Here is a 20,784-nt window from a genome sequence, read left to right on the forward strand (position 1 = left end):
AAGGGCTGGAGGATCGCGAGATGATCATCAGCAGCATCGTCGGGGGGCTGGGTAGCTCCTCTCTCGTCGCGCACACGGTTCTGAACCGCGACCTCGACCGCTACAAGAAGATCTTCCGCGAAGATCCGGCGATCAAGCGTGAGACCGACTACCTGAAGGAAAAGCTGCCGCAGTTCGAGTCGCTCGACGCTCTCGCCGACGACTACCGGGCGTGGCAGGCCGTCACCTCGGCCTTCGGGCTGGACGACCAGGCCTACGCCAAGGCGCTGCTGAAGAAGGTCGTCAAGGAAGGCGTCACCGACAAAGGTGCCATGGCCAACCGCATGGTCGACACCCGCTACAAGGACATGGCGAAGTTCTTCAACTACGACGTCCTCGGCATGGTGGGCCTGCAGAGCGAGAAGAAGATCGCCGATCTCGTGGACCGCTACGAGACCCAGATGTTCGAGAAGGCGATCGGCGAGAGCAACGAGAACCTGCGCCTCGCCATGTACTTCGAACGCAAGATCAAGTCGGTCACGAGCATGTACGAAGTGCTCGGCGACAAGGCGATGTATCAGGTGGCCTTGAAGATGGCCGGCCTGCCCAAGGAATACGCCCAGGTCGACATCGACAAGCAGGCGGATTACTTCAAGCAGAAGCTGCCGCTGAAGGACCTGAAGAATCCGGAGAAGCTGGACAAGCTGCTGCAGTCCTTCTTGGCGCGCGCCGATGCCGAGAACAGCACGGCCGCCAGCAGCCCGGTGGTGCAGTTGATGCAGCCGGCGGTGAACACCGGCTTCGGGCCCATCGTCACCATCGACCCCACCCTCTTCCTCAAGATGTGAGCCGCCTGCGCGGCGGCGGCCGGTCGGTGCGGGCGCAGGCCCGGCACCGCCGGTCCGTCACGCGCAGACCGCAGCACAGCGGCCGGAGCCTCCCCGTCATGCATGTTCGCCTGTTCAAGCCCAGCGTCGGCCGCGAGGAACTCGAGGCCATCGCCGAGGTGTTCGATCGCGCCTGGCTCGGCCTCGGTCCCAAGGTGCGGGAGTTCGAGGAGGCCTGGGCGCGCTATGTCGACAGCCCGGCGGCGCTCGGCCTCAACTCGGCGACGGCGGCCCTGCACATGGCGGTGACGGCGCTCCGCCTGCCGCCCGGCAGCAAGGTCCTGGTGCCGTCCATGACCTTCGTAGCGAGCGCGCTCTGCGCCCTCTACAACGGCCTCGACGTGGTGTTCGTGGACTGCGATCGCGACACCCTGCAGATGGACCTCGACGACCTGGAACGCCGCATCACGCCGGAAACCCGCGCCGTGGTCGCGGTGCACTTCGGCGGCTACCCCGTCGACATGCCGCGCCTGCTGGAGATCGCCCGCCGCCATGACCTGAAGGTGATCGAGGATTGCGCCCACTGCGCCGGCGGCTCCATCGGCGGCCGCAAGCTGGGCACCTGGGGCGACCTCGGCTGCTTCTCCTTCGAGGAGAAGAAGTGCATGACCACCGGCGACGGCGGCATGCTGGTCGCCAACGACCCCGACCTGGTGGAGCGCGTGCGCGCCAACCGCTGGCTCGGCATCGACAAGGACACCTGGAAGCGCCAGGCCGGCTACACCGCCGAAGGCCCCGACGATGCCCGCCACTGGCACTACGAGGTGGCGGAAGTCGGCTACAAGTACAACATGAACGATCTGGCGGCGGCCATCGGTCTGGTGCAGCTGAAGAAGCTCGACGCCATGAACGCCCGCCGCACCGCGATCATCGCCCGCTACCTGGACGGCCTGCGCGACTCGGGCCTGGTGCGGCCGCTGATGCCCTACCGGACCGACGGCGAGCACGCCTACTGGATCTTCGGCGTGCGCGTGCCGGCGGCGGTGCGCGACGACGTGATCCGCATGCTGAAGCGCAGCGACGTGGCGACCAGCGTCCATTACCTGCCGCTCACCCTGCACCCGCTGTTCAAGGCCCACGCCGGCGCCACGCCGGTCGCCGAGAGCGTGTGGGAGGAGATGATCACCCTGCCCCTGTTCCCCGACATGACGGACGAGCAGGTGGACTATGTGGTCGACGCGCTGCGTCGGGCCGAGGCGGCGGTCGCGCCCCAGGTGTCCTGAGCGACCGGCAGGAGGGGGATACGATCATGAAGGCTGTCATCCTGGCCGGTGGCCGCGGCACGCGCATCTCGGAAGAAACCGTGGCGCGGCCGAAGCCGCTGGTGGAAATCGGCGACATGCCGATCCTGTGGCACATCCTGAAGATCTACTCGCATCACGGCATCAACGACTTCGTCATCTGCCTCGGCTACAAGGGCCAGATGATCAAGCAGTTCTTCCTGGACTATGCCTACCAGACGTCGGACCTGACCGTCGACCTGGGCGAGAACGCCGTGAACTTCCACAGCCGCCGCGCCGAGCCGTGGAAGGTGACCCTGGTCGACACCGGGCTCGACACCGCCACCGGCGGGCGCCTGAAGCGCATCCGCCCCTATGTGGAGGGTGACGAGGCCTTCCTGATGACCTACGGCGACGGCCTCGCCGACGTGGACGTCGCGGCCTCCATCGCCCATCACCGCCGCATGGGCCTCTTGGCCACCATGACCGTCGTGCGCCCGCCCGCCCGCTTCGGCTCGGCGGCGGTGGAAGGCGGCCGCGTCATGCGCTTCATTGAGAAGCCGCAGGCCGAGGAAGGCCTCATCAACGGAGGCTTCTTCGTGGTCGCGCCCGAGGCGCTCGACTACGTCGACGACGACCGCACCTCGTGGGAATTCGGCAGCCTGCCGCGCATCGCCGCCGACGACCAGCTCGCCGCCTTCCAACACGAGGGCTTCTGGCAGCCCATGGATACGCTGCGCGAGAAGGATTACCTGCAGTCGCTCTACGACCGCGGCGACGCACCGTGGATGGTGTGGCGCTGACCGGCCCGGCGGGCGCCCCGGCGCAAGGACGATAGTCATGATTACCGAGACCCTTCGCGACTCCTACGCCGGCCGCCGCGTCCTCGTGACCGGCCACACCGGCTTCAAGGGTGCCTGGCTGGCGGAGGTGCTCCTCGGCCTCGGCGCCGAGCCCTTCGGTCTCTCCCTGCCGCCGCCGACCGAGCCCGCCCTGCACGACGTGCTGGGCCTGGCCGACCGCATGCCGGCCGTCATCGGCGACATCCGCGACGAGGCGGTGGTGCGCGAGGCCTTCGCGCAGGCGCGGCCCGACGCGGTGTTCCACCTGGCGGCACAGCCCATCGTGCGGGCGTCCTACGACGACCCGGTCGGCACCTATGCCGCCAACGTCATGGGCACGGTCCACGTGCTGGAGGCCATGCGCCGCACCGGCACCGCCGCCGGCGTCCTCATCACCACCGACAAGGTCTACCGCAACCCCGAGACGGGCGCGGCCTTCACCGAGGACGACGTGCTCGGCGGCCATGATCCCTACAGCGCCAGCAAGGCCTGCGCCGAACTGGTGATCGCCAGCTACCGCGACGCCTTCTTCCACACGCCGGACGCCCCCGCCGTCGCCAGCGTGCGGGCCGGCAACATCATCGGCGGCGGCGACTGGGCCGCCGACCGCATCGTGCCCGACTTCGCCCGCGCCGTGTTCGGCCGCGGCGAGGCGCTGAAGGTGCGCAATCCGCATGCCGTGCGGCCCTGGCAGCACGTGCTCGACCCGCTGGTCGGCTACCTCATGGTGGGTGCCCGACTCCTCGCCGGCGACCGCGGCGGCGCCGCCCGCGCCTGGAACTTCGGCCCCGCCGCCGAAGACTGCGTGCCCGTCGGTGCCCTGCTCGACCGCTGCCTCGCCCGCGCCGGACGCGGCCGGATCGACGTGGAGCCCACCGCCGGCAAGCACGAGGCCGGCCTGCTGCGGCTCGACAACACCCGTGCCCGCACCGACCTCGGCTGGCGCCCGCGCTTCGGCCTCGACGCCGCCGTCGCCGCGACGGTGGACTGGTACGGCGCGTTCTACGCCGGGGCGGACATGGCCGCCTTCACCCGCGACCAGATCGCCGCCCACTTCGGCGTCAACGACCCGGTATCGGCATGAAGTTCGAGACCACGCCCCTCGCCGGACTGCTCGTCGCCGAGCTGGAGCCCCGCCGGGACGACCGCGGCTTCTTCGGCCGCGCCCTGTGCGAGCGGGAACTGTCCGCGGCCGGCGTCGCCGACACCCGCGTCGTGCAGGTGAACGACAGCTACTCGGCCCGCCGCGGCACGCTGCGCGGCATGCACTACCAGCTGCCGCCGAGCGCCGAGACCAAGATCGTGCGCTGCATCCGCGGCGCCATCTGGGACGTGGCGCTCGACCTGCGGCCCGACAGCGCCACCTTCGGCCGCTGGCACGGCGTCGAGCTGACGGCGGAGAACCGCCGCATGCTCGTCATCCCGCAGGGCTTCGCCCACGGCTTCCTGACGCTGGCCGACGAGACGGAGATGCTCTACTTCGTCACCGCCTTCTACGATCCGGAGCGCGAGCGCGGCGTCCGCTGGAACGATCCGCGCTTCGCCATCGGCTGGCCGGAGGCGCCGACCGTCCTCTCCGACAAGGACGCCGGGCAGCGGGACTTCGACCCGGCCTGGCACCTGCCGTCATGACCGCCGCGCCGCCGCTGCCCGCCGGCGCCGTGCTCGTGTGGGGAGGCGCCGGCCACGCCAAGATGCTGCGCCCGACGCTCGCCCGCCTCGGCCGTCCGGTGGCGGCGGTGGTGGAACGCGACGCCTCCCGCGCCGCCGCCCTGCCCTTCCCCGGTGCGCGCTGGCTGGCCGACGAGGCCGCCGTGCGGGCCTGGGTGGCGGACACCGGGGCCGCTGCCGCCGGCGTCGCCTTCACCCTGGCCATCGGCGGCCACAACGGCGCCGAGCGCTGCCGGCTGGAGGATCTGCTCGTCGGGCTGGGCCTGCAGCCGCTCACTCTGGTGCACGACCGCGCCTGGGTGGCCGACACCGCCGCGCTCGCGCCGGGCTGCCAGATCCTGCCCATGGCCGCCGTCGGCGAGGAAGCCGTGCTCGGCCGCCAGTGCATCGTCAACACCAATGCCTCGGTCGACCACGAATGCCGCCTCGGCGAGGGTGTCCACGTCATGCCGGGCGCGACGCTGGCCGGTTGTGTCACCGTCGGCGACCATGCCACCATCGGCTCCAACGCCACCATCCTGCCGCGCGTGACCATCGGCGCCGGCTGCATGGTCGGCGCCGGAGCCGTCGTCACCCACGACCTGCCGCCCGGCACCACCGCCGTCGGCGTGCCGGCCCGCCCGCTGCCGGCCCCGTCCGCCGCCGCCGCGCCGCCCTCTGCCCAAGGAGCCTGATCGAGATGTCGAAGCCGCCCACCGAAGCCGAACAGGCCTTCGCCCGCGAGGTCGAGGAGAACGTCGCCGGCCTCGGCCGCGACGCCGTCATGAAGGACCTGACGGGCCAGTGGTTCCGCCGCTCCACCGACCATCGCTACAGCTACAACTTCCGCTGGATGGGCCGCCCGATCATCCAGTACCCGCAGGACATGGTCGCCCTGCAGGAGATCGTGTGGGACACCCGCCCCGACATCGTCGTCGAGACGGGCATCGCGCACGGCGGATCGCTGGTCTACAGCGCGTCGCTGCTGCGCATGCTGGGCGGCGAGCACCGCCGCGTCATCGGCATCGACATCGACATCCGGCCGCACAACCGGGCCGCCATGGAAGCGCACCCGCTGGCCGGCATGATCGACATGATCGAAGCCAGTTCCATCGAGCAGAGCACCCTCGCCGACGTGAAGAGCCGCATCCCCGAGGGCAGCCGCGTCATGGTGCTGCTCGACAGCAACCACACCCACGACCACGTGCTGGAAGAGCTGCGCCTCTATGCGCCGCTGGTGACGCCGGGCTGCTACTGCGTCGTCTACGACACCATCGTCGAGGACCTGCCGGCCGAGTTCTCCGCCTCCCGCCCCTGGGGCCCCGGCGACAACCCGAAGACGGCCGTCCACGCCTACCTGAAGGAAGACGACCGCTTCGAGATCGACCGCGCCATCGAGGACAAGATCCAGATCACCGTCGCCCCGGACGGCTGGCTGAAGCGCGTGCGCTGAGGCACCGGCCGCGACGGACCCAGGGGCTGCACGGCGGCGGAGATCACTCCGCCGCCGTCTGCTTTTCCACGATGACCGCGGCGTCCTCGAACACGTCGATGGCCGCCACCACGCCGTCGACGGCGTTCTGCCACATGGCCCGGTAGGCGGTCTCCATGTTCCGCATGAAGCGGCGGCCGTCCATGATGGGCGAGCGGCGCAGGTCGTCGCGCAGGCTGCCGCGCAGGACCCGCAGCCGATCGACGTCGGCGGCCAGCAGCATCGCCTTGCGGACGTATTCGGCGACGCTCCAGCCGGTCAGCTCGGGATGGCCGACGGTGTCGAGCATGGAGGGGCCGAGGCGCCCCACCGGCGGACGGTCGGCGATGGTCAGCACCGGCACGCCCATCCACAGCGCCTCGCAGGTGGTGGTGCCGGAATTGTGCGGGAAGGTGTCCAGCACCACGTCGGTGCGGGCGTAGAACCCCCAGTAGTCGCCGCTGTGGTACAGGGTCACCCGGTCCATGGGCGCCCCCGCCTCGCGCAGGCGGTTGGTCATGTAGGCGTTGCACCAGGCATCGCCGTAGTCGTGGTGATCGAGCACGAGGCGCGCCGTCGGCACCCGGTTGAGGATCTCCGCCCAGGCCCGCAGCACCTGCGGGTTCACCCGCACGAGGCGCGAGCAGTTGCCGAAGGTGATGTGGCCGGCGGCGTCGGCGGGCAGCGGCGCGATCTCTTCCGGTGCCTTGGCCGACGGCGTGTAGCACGCGAGGTAGTGCGGCAGGCGCACGATCTTCTCGGTGAACAGGTGGTCGCAGCCGGGCGGCGTCGAGACGGCGTCGCCGATGAAGTAGTCCACGCCCGGCACGGCGGTGGTGTAGAGGTAGCCGAGCCACGTCGCCGTCACCGGCGCCGGGCGATGGGGAAAGATGCCGAGGCGATGACCGCCCGTATGGCCGGCGAGGTCGACCAGGATGTCGACCTCGTCCTCGCGGATCATGCGGACCACGTCCTCGTCGCGCACCTTGGTGGTCAGGCGCCAGCCGTCCACCCGGTCCTGGACCCAGCGGGTCTCGCCGTCGCCCACCTTCAGCTCGCCGTAGGCGTAGATCTCCACGGCGTCACGGTCGTGGTTCTCCAGGATCGGCTTGATGAAGTTGATCATGGCGTGGCTGCGGAAGTCGGGCGACAGGTAGCCGATGCGCAGCCGGTCCCGCTTGCCGCCGCGGCTCGGCCGCAGGGGCGCCTGCAGGGCGCTGAGGTCACTGACCGTCTTGTAGCCCTGGTAGTGGCGGAACAGGTCCAGCGCCGTGATGTCCGGGTCGTAGTTGGCGGTGAAGGCGTAGGTGGACCACGGGTTGAGGTGGCCGCGGCAGACGTCGATGAACTGGTCGTAGATGCGGCGCATGGTGCGATGGTCGCCGATGCCGCCGAACAGGGCGGCGAGGCTGACCATGGGCACCATCACGCCCTTCTGGTCCACGTCGGCGAGGTCGTCGATGACCCAGTCGGGCACCGTGCCGGTGGCCAGCACGTGGGCGGCGACCTCCTCGGCCGACTGCTTCAACCCCTCGTCGCCGAACACCGCCAGCAGGAACATTTCCAGCGCCCGGCCGACCTGCTTGGCACCGCGCAGGTTGGCGCCGGCTTCGTAGGCGAAGCTGCGGCGGTTCCCGGCGTAGTCGAGGCCGGTGAGGAAGACCTCCGCCGCCTTCGTGAACTGGCCGCTCTGGTTGAGAGCGCGGCCGAGCATGCGGTAGCCCTCGTCCAATTCCGGCGCCAGGGCGATGGCCTTTTCCGCCTCCTCCGCCGCCTGGGTGTACTGGCCGCGCTCGGTCAGCGACAGCGAGACGGCGGCGCAGAGGCGGGCTTCGTCGGGGTGCTGCTCGATCATGGCGCGCAGCACGCGCTCCGCCTCGCCGGCGCGGGTGTGGCGGATGAGGAAGTCGGCGTAGCGGACGATGCCGCCGACCGGGTCGGCGTCCAGTTCCGCCGCCTTGCGGAAGAAAACGTCGGCAACGTCGAGCCGCTCGGCCTTTTCGGCGGTGCGGCCGGCGTTGTTCCAGGCGGCGTGCAGGGTGGGCTCCACCTGGGTCGCCTTGACGAAGTACTCGAAGGCATCCTCGCCGCGGCCGTTGGCTTCCAGGATGGTGCCGATGTTGTTGTAGGCGCGGCCGTTGCCGGGGTTGAGCTCGATGGTCAGGCGGTAGCACTGCAGCGCCTCCGGCCCGAGGCCGATGTGTTCGAGGCAGCGGCCGAGGTTGAAGGCCGCTCCCTCGTGGCGCGGGTCGGCTTCCAGGCAGGCGGTCAGGGGCTCGCGCGCTTCCGCGAACCGGTCCTGCTTCACCCGCAGCAGGCCCAGCGCGAACTGGGCCGCGACGAAGCCGGGCGCCGCCGCCACCGCCTGCATCAGGCGGCGCTCCGCCTCCGCATGGTCGCCGAGGACGAACAGCACCTCGCCGAGCAGATGGAACACCCCGGGATGGGCGCCCGCCGTCGCCAGGGCTTCCAGCAGGGTGCGGGCCTCGGGCAGGCGGCCGGCCCGCATGGCGTCGTTGACGCGCTGCATGGCCTGGGGATCGGGCGCCGCGGCGGCACGGGGGGGCGGGGTCATGGCTGTCTCCGGTTGCTCGCGGGGATGGTAGGCGCCCCCCGTAAATTCGCGGTTAACACTTGCCGGGATACCATGCCCGGCTTCCGTTTCGCGCCATCCATCGGACACACCATGAGCCGCACCCAGACGACCGCCGCCGCCGTCGCGCCCGACGCCGCCGCCACCGCCGCCCTGCGGCAGTCGGCCGCCCTGCTGGCCGCCGGCCGGGCGGAGGACGCCGCCTCGGTCGCCGTCGGCGTCCTGCAGCGCGACAACCGCATCGTCGACGCCTGGCGCGCCCTGGTCGCCCCGCTCCGGCAGCTGGGCCGCGGCCAGGATCTGGTGACGGCGCTGGAGAACGTCTGCGCCCTGGCGCCGACCGACGGCGACGCCTGGGCGGCGCTGGCCGGCGAATGGCGCCAGCGCGGCCTGGCGGAGAAGGCCGAAGCGGCGGCGCAACGCGCCATCGCCGCCGGCGCCGCCGCCGAAGGCTGGCGCCAGACGGGTCTGCTGGCGATCGGCAGCGGACGCATCACCGACGCCGCCGCCGCCTTCGAACGGGCCTGGCAGGCCGCCCCCGGCGACGCCGGCATGGTGGTCAACCTGCTCAACAGCCTGGTCGAGCTGCGCGGCTTCGGGCGGGCGCTCGAAATCCTCGACGCCCTGCCGCCGGCCGTGCTGGAAGACGCCGACGTCGCCTACGTGGCCGGCGTCGTCTATCGCCACCGCGGCCGCCTGGAGGAGAGCGTGCGCTGCTACCTGCGCGCCATGGCCAGCCGGGTGGAGGCCGCCGACGCGGCCGCTGCCGTCCGCGACGGACTCGGCGCCGACGGCCGCCTGACGCCGGCCTGCCGCGCCGCCGTCGCCGGACTGCCCGACGCCCAGGTCCACGCGCCGGCCTTCGGCGAACTGGGGTCGGTGCTGGCCGTCTTCCGCGCCTTCGACGACGCCATGACCCTGATGGAGCGCGCCGCCGCCCTGCCCGCCACCCGCCAGGAGCGGCGCAGCGACAGCCTGCTGTTCTGCGCCAACTACCACCCCGACCTCACGGCCGACGAGATCCGCGAGATCTACCGCCGGTACGAGGACCGCACGCGGGTGCCGGCCCTGCCCGCCATCGACCCCGCCGACCGTCGCCGCGCCGACGGCCGGCCGCTGCGGGTCGGCTATGTCTCGCCGGACTTCCGCGGGCATTCCTGTGCCCAGTTCATCGAGCCGGTGGTCGCCGCCCACGATCCGGCGGCGGTGGAAGTGGTCGCCTATGCCGAATTGAGCCAGCCCGACGAGGTGACCGAGCGCATCCGGCCGCACTTCGCCGCCTGGCGGCCGACCGTCGGCGTGTCGGACGAGGCCTTCTGCCGCCAGGTCCGCGACGACGGCATCGACATCCTGGTCGACCTCGCCGGCCACACCACCCGCAACCGGCTGCAGGCCATGCGCCGCCGGCCGGCCCCGGTGCAGGCCACCTGGATCGGCTACTGCTTCACCACCGGCCTCGAAGCCATCGACTACTACATCGGCGACGCCGTCTCGGCACCGGCCGGCAGCGACCATCTGTTCGCCGAGAAAGTGGTCCGCCTGCCCTTCGTGCTCGGCTGCTACACGCCGCCGCCGGGCACGCCGGAGCCCGTGCCGACGCCGGCCCTGGCCGCCGGGCACGTCACCTTCGGCTGCCTGTCCCGCGCCATCCGGGTGAACGACCGCGTCCTGGGGGCCTGGGCGCAGATCCTCCACCGCGTGCCCGACAGCCGCCTGGTCCTCAACAGCCGCCACTTCGGCGACCCGTTCCTCGCCCGCCTGACGGTCGCGAAGTTCGGCAGCCTCGGCATCGCGCCCGAGCGTCTGGACATCGGCTTCACGCGCGGGGCGTGGGACCTCTACAACCGCATCGACATCCTGCTCGACTGCTTCCCCCACAACTCGGGCACCACGACCTTCGAGGCCTTCTGGATGGGCGTGCCGGTGGTGACCGTGACCGACCGCCCGCCGGCCGGCCGCCTCGGCGCCGCCGTCGCCAATACCGTCGGCCACCCCGAGCTGATCGCCTACAGCGAGCGGGAGTACGTCGAGGTGGCCGCCCGCCTCGCCGGCGACGTCGCGGCGCTCGACGCGCTGCGCCAGTCCCTGCGCCCGGCCATCGCCGCCTCGCCGATCATGGACGCCCGGCGCTTCGTGCGGACCCTGGAGGCCGCCTACGGCACCATGTTCGACCGCTGGCAGAACGGCCTGCCGCCCGCCTCCTTCTCCGTCGCCGAGCCGCGCTGACCCGGCCGCCTGCCCTCCCGCAGAAACGACGCCGGCCCCGCCTTCTGGCGGGGCCGTTCGTCTTTGCGTCTGACGCGCCCACGGCGCGGGCCGTTCTCGGCCCCCGCCTGCGGGCGTTCGGTCAGAGGAAGTTGACCAGCGACAGCTGCTGGACCTTGGCGGTGATCGAGTAGGTGCCCTGCAGCTGGGTCATCAGCTGGTTGAGCTCCACGGCCACCTTGTACTCGTCGATCTTCTCGATGCGCAGGGTCTGCTGCTCGGTCAGCGAGCGGACGTCCTCGTGGCGGTCGAGGGTGACCTGCAGGCGGTTCTGCGACACGCCGATGGCGGTGCGCACGTCCACCACGCTGGCGGCGGAACCCTTCAGGTCCGGCGCGGCGCGCGAGGTCAGGGCGTGGTAGTGCTCGACCATGTCGGGGTCGAAGTCTACGGCAGCCAGGATGGCGGTGTTCTTCAGGGCTTCCCGCAGGGCGTCCTCGTTGGCGCGGGCGCCGTAGGAGACCCAGGTGGAGTCGTCGATCTTGGCCTTCATGGTGTCGCGCGGATCGGCCGGATCTTCGATCGGCGTGCCGCGCGGCGTCCAGAAGCCGCTGTCCACCTTGTAGAGCACCGCACTGGTGCCGCTGCCGACGACCATCTCGTAACCGTCTTCGGCCGCCGTCCAGTCCCAGTCGATGCCGTTGAAGTGGCCGACGCGGTTGCCGGTGGTGTCGAGAACGGTGGTCGGCTGGTCGGTGGCGATGCCCCAGGTGTTGGTGCCGGCGTCGAACTCCAGCACCTTGCCCTCGTCGGCGGCGCGCGCACCGGCGCCCACCACGACGCGATCACCGTCCTGCACGGCCGGACCGACGACGGTGTTCCAGGTGGCACCGTCCCACTGGACCAGCTGACCCGGGGTACCGAAGTTGTCGCCGGAGACCATGCGCTCGCCGATGGCGGGGGCGGAGAAGCTCCAGGCCGCCCCGTCCCACACGGCGTATTCGTTGGGGTGGCCCGCCCAGGCGCCGGCGCCGGCCGAGGCTTCGGTGGCCGGGTCGACGAAGTAGCGCTGGCCGATGGCCGGCGGCGTCGGCAGCGTGACGCCGTCGCCCTGGGCCATGCCGCCGAAGTCGCCCATCACCAGGCTGCCGGTGGGGCGCGGACCACGCGGGCCGTCGTACCACTCGATGGCCTTGGCGCCGGAAATCTCGTGCGACGTGGCATTGGCGGGGTCGGTGCCGGCGACGATCCGCGGCGGATAGAAGTCGAAGAAATCGTTGGCGGCGGCGACGCCGGAGGCGCCGGCGAGGTCGCTGCGGGCGATTTCCGTGACGCGGTCGCGCAGGGCGTTGACGAAGTTGGCGCTGGTGATCGACATGTCGTCGTCGACCTCGAACTCCACCACGCCCTCGGGCGGAACGGCGCTGCGCGACGTGACGGCGCGCATGGTGACGTCCATGGTCTCGCCCGTCGGCAGCTGGAACGTCAGCATCATCTGGTCGCCGTTGACGACGGTGCCGAAGTCGACGTCGAGGCGACTGCCGGTGGAGGTGCGCTCGACGCCGGTCGACGGCGCGGTCGGCTGGATGCTGCCGCTGCTGAACGACGCCGACTTCAGCTTCAGGCCGAAGGCGCCGCCGTCGTGCACCACGCTGACGCGGGTGCCGGTGCGCGACACCGTGACGCGGCCGTCCGGCGGGTTGGTCGCATCGTCGATGGGACCGCCGAGGTCGGCGAGCAGACGGTTGGCCGCCGCGTCCTTCAGGCCCATCTTGCCCGACTTGCCGTTCAGGATGGTGTAGAGGTCCTGCACCGGTCGGGTCTGCGTGTCGGCGCCCGAGAACAGGTAGCGGCCCTCGATGTTGGTGTTGAGCGAGGTGATGATGCGCTCCAGCGCGCCGAAGGCCTCGCGCGGCACCTGGCGCAGCTGCACCTCGGCGTCGCTGTTCAGCGCCGACATGGCGTAGATGCCGAGGCCGTCGGCCGCCTTCTGGAGAACGTCGGCGGCACCCTGCTGGGCCTCGATGCGGGTCTGCACCTGACCGATGGTGCGCAGGTAGCTGTCCAGCGTCGACATCTTCTGGCGCAGGCCCTGCACCAGCGTCGACTGCGACCGCAGTTCGCCGTGCGACGAGGCCCAGAAGCCGGAGGTCTGCTGTTCGGTCAGCTTGGCGATGCGCGCCTGCAGGTCGCCGACGCTCTCGCGCAGCTTCAGGTTCTGACCCAGCGTGGTGCTCCGCATCAGGACGGAGGGGGTGTGCATGATCGAGCTCATGGCAGTCGTCCTTCAGGTCTTCAGCGGCGCAGGCTGAGCAGGTCGTCGAACAGGGCGTCGACGGTCTGCATGACCTTCGCCGAAGCCGAGTACGCGGATTGCAGCAGGATGAGCTGGGCCATCTCGTCGTCGATGTTCACGCCGCTGAGCGAGGCATGGCGCTCGTTCAGCAGGTCGGTGCGGGCGGCCTGGTCTTCCGCCAGGCTGATGGTGGTCGTCGCCTCCATGCCCTGGTAGGTCACGGTGGCGCGACCGAGATCGAGCACCGTACCGCGGTAGGGGCGCGAGGCGTCGCCGAGACCGGTGTCGGCGCTGTACTGGTAGCGGTACTCGGTCAGCCGGTCGAGCAGCATCGCGGGGCGGGAGTTGTCGCCGTCCGGCACCTCGACGCCGTCGGCGCGGGTGTAGCGCACCAGCAGGCTGTCGTCTTCCAGCAGGGCGGTGTTGACGCCGATGCGGCCGGCGAGGCCGACCTTCGCCCACTTGTCGTCGCTCAGGCGGCCCGTGTAGTCCTGCTGCACGATGCGGTCGCTGTTGCCGTCGCGGAACAGGTTGAGCTGCGGGCCGTCGGCCGTGTCGGTCCAGGCCTGGTTCATGGTGAAGCTGTTCACCACGACGCTGCCGCTGCTGTTGGCGGTCAGCACTTCGCCGCCGGCCGGGTCGGTGAACAGGGTCGACGGCACGTTCACGAGCCCCGACACCGCGTCGTAGATGCGCTGTGCCATGCTGGGCGTCGCCGGGAAGGCGGTCGGCACGGCCACGAAGACGCTGTTGTCGGGGTCGGGCACGCGCTCGAGCAGCGAGGTGTTGTACGGGTCCTCGACGAAGTAGACCGTCAGGTTCCGTTCCTGGCCGCTGACGCGGTAGCTGATATTCATGCTCTGGCCGTCGGCCAGGGTATCGCCCGCCGCCGTCTGCTGCAGCGGCGCAGCGGCGAAGTCGAAGCTCAGCGTCGAGCCGGTGGCGTTGGGGGTCGCCGCGGTCTCGCGGGTCGACAGCGCCATGGCCAGCGTATGGGCGATCTCGTCGAGCTGGGCCTGGGCCTCGGGCAGGCGCTCGTCGCGCAGCTCGAGGTAGGCGGCCAGCTTGCCCTGGCGCGGCGGGCCGTCCTTCAGCAGGTCGACCTGGTTGCCGCCCGGGCTGGTCAGCGTCAGGGTGCCGACATTGCGCTCGTAGTCGTCGTCGCTGTAAGCGTTCTCGGGCGTCAGCACCTGGCGGCTGTCGAACGAGATCTGCGCCGCCCGCTCGTTGACCAGCACGTGGCCCGACGAGGTGAACACGGTGACGATGCCGTCGCCGCGTTCGATGGTGCGGATGTCCATGTTGGCCGACACGGTCGCGAGGTGCATGTCGCGGCGGTCCTCAAGGTCGGCCGTGGTCAGGCCGGCGGCCTGGCGGTTGGCGATCTCGCGGTTGAGCGACTCGATGCCCTTCAGGGCGTTGTTCACCTCTTCGACGCCCAGCGCGAGGCCGTTCTCGGCTTCGCTGCGCATGTCCTGGATGGAGGCCGACAGCTGGTTGAGCTGGCGCGCCAGCATGTCCGCCTGCGCCACCACGGCCTTGCGCACGCCCGAATTCTCGGGGTTGTCGGCCAGTTCGCTCATGCTGTTGGCGAACTCGTTCATGGTGTAGGACAGCGACGTCTGCATGTCCGGGCGACCGAACATCTCGTCGATGCGCTTCAGGAAATCGGCGACGGTCGAGAGACGCGCGGACCGGCTTTCTTCGCCACGCAGGTTCTCCTGCAGGCGCGCGTCGACCTGCCGGGTCACGGCCAGGATGCGGACACCTTGGCCCTGACCGGCCACAAGCGCGTTCTCGCGCGGGGAAATCTTCTTGGTATAGCCCGGGGTACCGGCGTTCGCGACGTTGCGCGACACGACGTCGAGGGCGACCTGGTTCGCGCGCAGTCCGGACAGTGACGTGTTGAGCGCTCCGAACAAGCTCATTTTTCTACCCTCTTACCCTCGGACTGGATGCGGGACACCGGCGTCATCGTCAGCGCTTCAGGTTGACGACTTCTTCGAGCATCTCATCGGCGGTGCGGACCGTCTTGGAGTTGGCCGAGTAGGCCCGCTGGGTCACGATCATCTTGGTGAACTCGTCGGCGATGTCGACGTTCGACTGCTCGATGGCCGAGGCCACGATGTCGCCGGCACCGGCCTGGCCGGCCTCGGCGACCAGCGGGTCACCGGATTCCGGCGTACGCTTGAAGGCGCCGCCGTCCATGCGGGCGAGGTCGTTCGGCGACGCGAAGGTCGCGATCGGCACCTGGAACAGGGTGCGCGAGCGGCCGTTGTCGTAGTTGGCGACCACGTAGCCGAAGTCGTTGATGAACACGTCGGTCAGGATGCCCGGCTGGTAGCCGTCCTGGTCGAGGCGGTAGACGGCGATGTCGTCGGCATAGAACTGGGTCAGCAGGATGTTGGGCTGGCCGTCGTTCGGGTCGTTGTCGATGCCGGTGAAGTCCAGCGTCACCACGTCGTCGATGCCCGCGATGGTGCCGGCGGTGATGTCCAGCGTGCCGATGAAGGCGTTGCCGTCCACCGAGATGGGACGGCCGTCCTGGAAGGCGAACTCGCCGAGGTCGACCCAGGGGGTGTCACCGCCGTTGGGGTCGCGGGCCAGCAGCGTCCACGAGTTCTGGGCGCCGGTGTTCACCCAGCGCATCTGGATGTCGGTGGGCACGCCGAGGTCGTTGTAGACGGTGACGGCACCGCCCGAGTAGCTGCCGTTGGCCGAGTACAGCGAGGTCTCGTCGCTGTTGGCGAGGTTCAGCGCGTACTGGCGGCCGCCGGCCACCACGGCCGGACGGTTGATGCTCTGGCCGCCGATCAGGATCAGCTGGCCGGCCGCGCCGCCGACGTCCGTCGGGCCGAGCGTGGTGGTGCCGGCCGGATCGAACAGGTCGGCGAAGGCGTCGATGAAGCCGTCGAGGTTGGTGTGCGTGGCCACGTCGTAGGTCAGCGTCTGGGTGACGCCGCCGATCGTCATGCTGAGGACGTCGCCCTGGTTGACGGTGCCGGCGAAGGTGACGGTCTGGGTCGCGGCGTTGTTCGTCTCGCCGTCCGCGGCGCCGACGGTGGTGGTGGCGCTGGCGGCGGTGTAGGTGAACGACGGGCTCGCCTGAGTGCCTTCGATGACGAAGGAGTTGGCCGGGCCGCCGTTGTTGGGCGTGCGCACCACCAGGTTCGGATAGTCGGAGCGGATCTGCTGCGCCAGGTTGTCGAGCGCCGCGTTCAGGCTGGTCGCCGGGGCGACCGAGGTGTAGGCGGTGCCGTTGATGGTGATGCTGGCGGTCGACGCGGCGAGCCACGCGGCGCCGGCGGCGGTGGTGAAGTCGACGGTCAGGTCCTGCGGGTCGAGCGTGCCGGTGGAGGCGACGGCCGACGACGGGAAGGCGCCCGCATTGGCCGGCAGGTTGGCGTTGTAGTTGATGCGGCTGGTCTGGTTGGCCTCCATCACGTCGGTTTCGATGCGGATGGGGGCATTGATGTCGCTGGTGGCCAGCGTTTCCTCGCTCAGCACGCGGCGGCCGTTGAGGAAGTAGCCGGCGCCGTTGCGCAGGTAGCCGAACTTGTCGAGCTGGAAGTCGCCGCGGCGGCTGTAGATGTCCTCGTTGTCGAAGGACACGCTGGCCGGGGTGATGCTGTTCGCCTTGGACACGACGAAGAAGCCGTTGCCCGAGATCGCCATGTTGGTGGTGATCTGGGTCTGGCTGACGTCGCCCTGGGTGCTGTGGCGGTAGCGCGGCGTGGCGATGACGCCGCCGGGAGCATGGGCCGAGCGGTTCGACAGGGTCACCAGTTCGGCGAAGCTCGTGTCGACGCGCTTGTAGCCGGTCGTCTGGCTGTTGGCGATGTTGTCGGAAATGTTGCCCAGCGACTTGGACTGGGCACGCATGCCCGAGACCGCCGCATTCATCGCACCATAGACGCTCATGTCTGACCTCGCTTCACAAATCGGCGGAGCGCTTGCCGCCGGGGCGGACTCTCCTGCACCCGTGGATGCAACCTCCATGCCATCACCCGGAAGGCGCGGAACCCCGCGGCTTCCGCCGCTCGCGGCCGGGGTTGGAGAGGCCTGGCGGCGGCCGGGGCAGTTTCTGCCGCGGCACCACCGACCGCTCGGCAGGTTTTGCCGCCCCGGCAAAAGAAGACCGCCCCGGCCGGGGGCGGCGCGCGGCGGTCTGACGGAGGGACGAAGCGGTGGCGGCCGCGTCCTCAGGTGGTCGGCTGCTCCACCACGGCGCGGATCTGGCTGAGCGGGAACGCCGCGCCGTTGATGGTGAGGTAGGGCTCGGTGCCGTCGGTGGAGGCGCCGGTGATGCGGGCCTGAATGGTGGTCCAGGTCTCGACGGTGGCGCCTTCCTGGTCCTTGGCCTCGACCTTCAGCTTGTAGTCGCCTTCCGGCACGGTCTGCAGGCTGTCGTTCTTGCCGTCCCAGGTGAGCACGTGGGTGCCCTGGGTGGCCGGACCGGTGAGGCTGCGGACGAGCACGTTGTTCTTGTCGTAGACCTTGATGGTGGCGCCGTTGGCATTGGACGCCAGGCCGTAGGCGAACTTCACCTTGTCGCCCTCGAAGTGGACGACGTTGTCGTTCACCTCGGCGTACTTGCCGATGTAGCCGAGCGCCAGCGAGTTGATGCTGCTGCGCTGCAGGGCCATCTGGCTCTGCAGGTTCTCGTTCATGCCGATCTGCTGCTCGACCTGGGCGAAGCCGACGAGCTGCTGCGTGAACTCGTTGGATTCCATGGGCGACAGCGGATCCTGGTTCTGCAGCTGGGTGGTCAGCATCATCAGGAACGCATCGAGGTCGCCGGCGATCTTGCTCTTGGCGGCGCCGGTATCGATGGCGCCGGACGCCGCTTCGGTCGTCTTCTTGGCGCTGTTGGCGGCCAGCTGCGCGTAAGGGTTCGTCTGCTGCTGCGTAACGCCGGTGGTGGTGGCCATGGTCGGCTCCTCAGACCTTCACGTCGACGCCGCCGCGGGCGGCTGCGCGGGCGGCTGCCAGCGCTTCGGCGTCGGGGGATTGCGATGCTTCGGCCTCGCCGGACCCGGCGGCGGAACCGCCCTGTCCGTTGCGACCACGGCCGTCCTGGGCCGCCTGCTGCTGCGCCTGCTGCCCCTCGCCCCGCAGATGGAAGCTGAGGGAGGAGTCGTCGGTGCGCAGCCCTGCCTCTTGCAAGGCGCGTTCCAACCCGCGCGCCTCGGCTTTCAGGACTTCGAGCGCCTCGGGGCTGTCGGCGGTGACGCTGACCCGGACCGCGCTGTCGTTGCCGAAGTCGAGCTTGACGTCGACCTGGCCGAGCTTCTCGGGCCGCACCTGCAGGGTGATGGTGCCCTTGCGCAGCGCCGCCGCGGTGTGCAGCTGCTGGCGCAGCTGGTCCGGCAGGTCGCGCAGGCGGGCATGGGCATCGGCCTGCGGACGGGCGAGCGCCTGGGCGAAGCCGGTACGGCCGGCGCCACCCTCGGCCCGGCCGAGCGCGCCGGTGAACGTGGACCCGGTGGCGCCGCCTTCGGCAGAGGCGGACTGGCCGTTCTGGCCGGTGCCGGCATCGCCGAAGGCGGTGCCCCCGAAGTTGCCGGCGGCCCCGCCAGACGCGCCGGCAGGACCGGCGGCACGGGCGGCGGCCACGGCGTTCTGCCCGGTGCCGGCGGCATTCTGACCGGCGGCGCGGGGATCCCCCTTGCCGGCGGCGGTATTGGTCGTGGCGCCGCCGGCGGCGGCGGTCGCCGCACCGGCGGCCGCCCCTGCGACCAGGCCGGACGCACCCTTGCCGCCGTTGGCGACGGTGGACTGCTGGGTCGCCTCGGCGTCGGCGGCGACCTGGGCCTGACGGGCCTGCGCCTGGGCATCGGCGGCGGAGCCTGCCTGCGCGGCGACGGTGGCGCCGGGGGTCGGCTGCGTCGCCGGCTGCGGCTGGGCGGCGGCAGTGGGCGTGGTCGCCTGCGGCTGGCTCGCAGCCTGGGCGCCGGTCTGCGCCTGCGCGCCCGGCTGCGGTGCGGCGGCGCCTTCGGCGACGACGGGCGCCGTCGCGGGGGCCGGGGCGGCTTGGCCCTGGGGCTGGGTCGCTGCGGCAGCTTGCGTCTGCAGCGCCACGGTCGGGCGCGGCGCGGCGGCAGCCTGCTTATCCTGGGTGATGGTGACGCGAGCCCCGTCCCCGCCGGCATCCTTCACCAGCTGGGTCAATTCCTGCACCTGCTCGGCGGCCTTGCCGGTGGGGGCGGCCGCGGTCTGGGTGGCGGCGCGGTCGGCACCCTCGGCGCGCGGCTGCGACGCGGCCGCCTGCTGCTGGGCCGGCTGGGCCGGCTGGGCCGGGCGTTCGGCGTCGGGAGCGGTGGCGGCGGTGCGCGTGGCGGACTGGTCGGCGGCCGGGGCGGCGGCCCGTTCGACGGAAGCGTCGGCAGCGGGGTCGGCGGCGGCCGGCTGGCGGGGGTCCTGCGGCGCGGTCTCGGCCCGGCCGGTGGCCGGCTCGCGGGGCGTCCGCGCCGCGGCGGGCGCGTCGTCGGACGTGTCGGCGGCGGCGGCGGCACGATCGGCCTCCGCCGGCGCATCCACCGGCTCCGGCCGGTCGGCGGTGAGCGGCTGGCGCGGCGGCGGCGGCGGCGCAGCCTCCACCGTCAGGTTGGGCTGGGCGGCGGCCGCGGCATTGGCGACGGCCGCGGCGAACAGGGCACCCCAGTCGGTCGACTGAGCGTCCTTCTTCTGATCCGTCGTCGTCGGCTGGTTCTGCTGCCAGCCCACCCGTGCCACGTCCATGGTCGGCCCCCTGGTGAAACTGCCGGAACCAATGCAAGGACGGTGCCAGAACCGGAGCCGCAGCGCGGGCTGCCCGACGCGCCGGCGCCCCACCGCGAACCGGCAGCTTTTGCCCGACGCGGCAGGTTTTGCCCGGCAAAGGCGGGCCGGGCGCGGCCGGCGCAAAAAGAAAGAGGCCGCACCTTGCGGTGCGGCCTCCGAAGGGACCCGGTCCGAGTCCGCTGCGTGATCCTTAGCGGAACAGCGACAGCAGGGTCTGCGGAGCCTGGTTGGCGATCGACAGAGCCTGGATGCCCAGCTGCTGCTGGACCTGCAGGGCCTGCAGACGGGCCGACTCTTCGTTCATGTTGGCGTCCACCAGGGTGCCGATGCCGACATCGAGGGAGTCGGTCAGGGCGCTGATGAAGTCCTTCTGAATGTCGATACGACCCTGGGCCGAACCGAGCTGGGACGCCGCGCTGGTCGCCGACTGCAGCGCCGACTCGATGGTGTCGAGCAGAGCGTCGTAGTCGGTGGCCGGGGTGGTGGCCGTCCCGAACTTGTCGAACCCGCCGGCGTAGGCGGTCAGCGTGATCTTGCTGCCGTCGACGTCGAAGTTGATGTTGGTGCCCATGGCAGCGGCGCTGCTGGACAGACCGAAGCCGCCGCCAGCCGGCAGATCGCCGAGCGCGGTTTCGATCTCCGAGGCGATCTTTTCGCCGGTGGTGCTGCTGTGGGTCAGCTCACGCGCATCGAGCGCCAGCACGATGCGGTTCGGGTTGGACTGGTCGTCGAGGCGAGTACCGGTGGCGGTGTCGTTGGCGGTGACGCGGAACACGACTTCCTTCTGCACGCCGTTGAGCGTGTAGTTGAAGCCGATCTCCTCGCCGAGGCGCAGCGGCGCATCCTGGAAGTCCAGGA

At 70.8% G+C, this 20,784-nt stretch carries 15 protein-coding genes; 8 read left to right on the top strand and 7 right to left on the bottom strand.

What is annotated here, in order from left to right; genetic code table 11:
- Positions 1 to 20 precede the first annotated feature (20 nt).
- The 7 genes from CRP50_RS20720 (at position 21) to CRP50_RS20750 (ending at position 6,031) form a co-directional block, all read left to right on the top strand.
- Positions 21 to 827: a DUF1217 domain-containing protein gene (locus CRP50_RS20720; RefSeq protein WP_097281101.1), complete on the top strand. Its 807-nt coding sequence runs from the start codon at positions 21 to 23 to the stop codon at positions 825 to 827.
- Between the two features lie 98 nt (positions 828 to 925).
- Positions 926 to 2,089 carry a DegT/DnrJ/EryC1/StrS family aminotransferase gene (locus CRP50_RS20725; RefSeq protein WP_097281102.1) on the top strand — a complete coding sequence of 388 codons (1,164 nt, stop codon included), beginning with the start codon at positions 926 to 928 and terminating at the stop codon, positions 2,087 to 2,089.
- Between the two features lie 26 nt (positions 2,090 to 2,115).
- Positions 2,116 to 2,889: a glucose-1-phosphate cytidylyltransferase gene (gene rfbF / locus CRP50_RS20730; RefSeq protein ID WP_097281103.1), complete on the top strand. Its 774-nt coding sequence runs from the start codon at positions 2,116 to 2,118 to the stop codon at positions 2,887 to 2,889.
- Between the two features lie 37 nt (positions 2,890 to 2,926).
- Entirely contained in the window at positions 2,927 to 4,012 is a 1,086-nt protein-coding gene (gene rfbG / locus CRP50_RS20735; RefSeq protein WP_097281104.1) for a CDP-glucose 4,6-dehydratase, read from the top strand.
- Complete coding sequence (rfbC, locus tag CRP50_RS20740; RefSeq protein WP_097281105.1) at positions 4,009 to 4,560, top strand: dTDP-4-dehydrorhamnose 3,5-epimerase; 552 nt, start codon at positions 4,009 to 4,011, stop codon at positions 4,558 to 4,560. The genes rfbG and rfbC overlap by 4 nt, the downstream gene beginning before the upstream one ends.
- Complete coding sequence (locus tag CRP50_RS20745) at positions 4,557 to 5,273, top strand: NeuD/PglB/VioB family sugar acetyltransferase (RefSeq protein WP_097281106.1); 717 nt, start codon at positions 4,557 to 4,559, stop codon at positions 5,271 to 5,273. The genes rfbC and CRP50_RS20745 overlap by 4 nt, the downstream gene beginning before the upstream one ends.
- A 5-nt stretch (positions 5,274 to 5,278) precedes the next feature.
- The gene (locus tag CRP50_RS20750) at positions 5,279 to 6,031 is read left to right on the top strand and encodes a cephalosporin hydroxylase family protein (protein WP_097281107.1); all 753 of its coding nucleotides are present in this window, start codon (positions 5,279 to 5,281) and stop codon (positions 6,029 to 6,031) included.
- A gap of 43 nt (positions 6,032 to 6,074) precedes the next feature.
- Here CRP50_RS20750 and CRP50_RS20755 read toward each other — a convergent pair whose 3' ends face one another.
- Positions 6,075 to 8,624, bottom strand: coding sequence for a tetratricopeptide repeat protein (locus CRP50_RS20755; RefSeq protein ID WP_097281108.1), 2,550 nt, complete (start codon positions 8,622 to 8,624; stop codon positions 6,075 to 6,077).
- Between the two features lie 111 nt (positions 8,625 to 8,735).
- On the opposite strand from CRP50_RS20755, the gene CRP50_RS20760 reads away from it, so the two are divergent.
- The gene (locus CRP50_RS20760) at positions 8,736 to 10,868 is read left to right on the top strand and encodes a tetratricopeptide repeat protein (RefSeq protein ID WP_176525285.1); all 2,133 of its coding nucleotides are present in this window, start codon (positions 8,736 to 8,738) and stop codon (positions 10,866 to 10,868) included.
- A 121-nt stretch (positions 10,869 to 10,989) separates the two neighbouring features.
- On the opposite strand, the gene CRP50_RS20765 is transcribed toward CRP50_RS20760, so the two are convergent.
- From CRP50_RS20765 to CRP50_RS26210, 6 genes are all read right to left on the bottom strand, one after another.
- Positions 10,990 to 13,122, bottom strand: coding sequence for a flagellin (locus CRP50_RS20765; RefSeq protein WP_097281110.1), 2,133 nt, complete (start codon positions 13,120 to 13,122; stop codon positions 10,990 to 10,992).
- Positions 13,123 to 13,142: 20 nt separating this feature from the next.
- Complete coding sequence (flgK, locus tag CRP50_RS20770) at positions 13,143 to 15,071, bottom strand: flagellar hook-associated protein FlgK (RefSeq protein WP_097281111.1); 1,929 nt, start codon at positions 15,069 to 15,071, stop codon at positions 13,143 to 13,145.
- 49 nt (positions 15,072 to 15,120) lie between these two features.
- Complete coding sequence (locus tag CRP50_RS20775; protein ID WP_176525286.1) at positions 15,121 to 17,064, bottom strand: flagellar hook protein FlgE; 1,944 nt, start codon at positions 17,062 to 17,064, stop codon at positions 15,121 to 15,123.
- A 281-nt stretch (positions 17,065 to 17,345) separates the two neighbouring features.
- Positions 17,346 to 18,074, bottom strand: coding sequence for a flagellar hook assembly protein FlgD (locus tag CRP50_RS20780; RefSeq protein WP_097281113.1), 729 nt, complete (start codon positions 18,072 to 18,074; stop codon positions 17,346 to 17,348).
- Positions 18,075 to 18,084: 10 nt separating this feature from the next.
- Positions 18,085 to 19,884: a flagellar hook-length control protein FliK gene (locus CRP50_RS26390; RefSeq protein WP_141415214.1), complete on the bottom strand. Its 1,800-nt coding sequence runs from the start codon at positions 19,882 to 19,884 to the stop codon at positions 18,085 to 18,087.
- A 232-nt stretch (positions 19,885 to 20,116) separates the two neighbouring features.
- The coding region (locus CRP50_RS26210; protein ID WP_281257958.1) for a flagellin at positions 20,117 to 20,784 on the bottom strand (668 nt) is incomplete at its 5' end.

Source organism: Caenispirillum bisanense (genome assembly GCF_900230255.1).
Taxonomy (GTDB): domain Bacteria; phylum Pseudomonadota; class Alphaproteobacteria; order Rhodospirillales; family Rhodospirillaceae; genus Caenispirillum; species Caenispirillum bisanense_A.